This window comes from Nonomuraea diastatica (assembly GCF_004349015.1).
In the GTDB taxonomy this organism is placed as follows: Bacteria; Actinomycetota; Actinomycetes; order Streptosporangiales; family Streptosporangiaceae; genus Nonomuraea; species Nonomuraea diastatica.
Map to the genome: position 1 here is coordinate 1 of NZ_SMKP01000417.1, position 1,353 is coordinate 1,353.

General features: G+C 74.0%; 1 protein-coding gene. It reads left to right on the top strand.

Annotation, left to right across the window (positions count from 1 at the left end; translation table 11 throughout):
* Window positions 1–1,353: condensation domain-containing protein (locus E1294_RS51950; protein ID WP_246083898.1), on the top strand; the 1,353-nt coding region annotated here is incomplete at both ends.

Here is a 1,353-nt window from a genome sequence, read left to right on the forward strand (position 1 = left end):
GTCCGAGGCCACCGTCCCGCCCGATGGCACGCTGCCGCTGTCGTTCGCGCAGCGCCGCCTGTGGTTCCTCGACCAGATCGACGCGGGCGTGGCCTACAACATGCCCATGCTGGTACGGCTCAGCGGCCCCGTGGACGTGGCGGCCCTGCGCGGGGCCCTGGAGGACGTGGTGGCACGGCACGAGCCGCTCCGCACGATCTTCGCCGTGCACGACGGGGAGCCCGCCCAGAGGGTGCTGCCCGCGGAGCGGGCCAGACCCGGGTTCAGCGCCGTCGAGGTGGCGCCGGACGAGCTGGACGCGCGCGTGGCCGAGGCGGCCAGGCACCGCTTCGACCTGGGCGCCGAGCTGCCGATCCACTCCGTGCTGTTCACGACAGGGCCGGACGAGCACGCGCTGCTGCTGGTCATGCACCACATCGCCACCGACGGGTGGTCGCTGCCGCCGTTCATGCGCGACCTGTCACGGGCCTACCGGGAGCGGCTGGCCGGTCGGACCGCCGAGTTCCCTCCCCTGCCGATCCGGTACGCCGGCCACGCGGTGCGGCATCGTACGCGGGTGGACGCGCTGTCCGGCGCCGAGCTCGGCTACTGGCGCAAGGCGCTGGCGGATCTGCCCGAGCCGCTCTCCCTTCCCCGCAGGCCGGAGCCGCGGGGTGCGGAGACCGCGGGCGCGGCGGGCACGGTGCGGAGGCGGGTCGGCCCCGTCCTGCACCGGCGGCTGGTCGAGCTGGGCAGGGAGCGCGGGGCGACGCTGTTCATGGTCTTGCAGGCGGGCCTGGCCGTGGTGCTCGAACGAGCGGGCGCGGGCACCGACCTGCCCATCGGCGCGCCGGTCGCCGGGCGGTCCGGCGACGAGGTGGGCGACCTGGTCGGGTTCTTCGTCAACCTGCTCGTCCTGCGTACCGACCTGTCGGGTGATCCGTCGGCCGGCGAGCTGGTGTCGCGGGTGCGGGAGACGGACCTGGAGGCGTTCTCGCACCAGGAGGTGCCGTTCGAGCGGGTCGTGCAGGAGCTCGGCCCGGTACGGCGCCCCGGGCGGCATCCCCTCGTCGACGTGGTGCTGGCGCTGCAGAACAACGCGCGGGCCGAACTGTCGCTGCCCGGCGTCGAGACGCGGGTCGAGGTGGTCAGGACCGGGGCGGCCCGGTTCGAGCTGCTGGTCGACGTGACCGACGACTACGGAGGCGACGGGGCTCCCGCGGGTATCGCCGTGACCGTCGAATACCGCCTGGACACCTTCGCCGAGCCGGTGATGGAGTGGCTGGCCGATGCGCTGGTGCGGGCGCTGGAAACCATGGCCGCCGACCCCGGCGTTCCCGTCTCCGCCATCGAATTTCCTCCCCTACCCGCAAC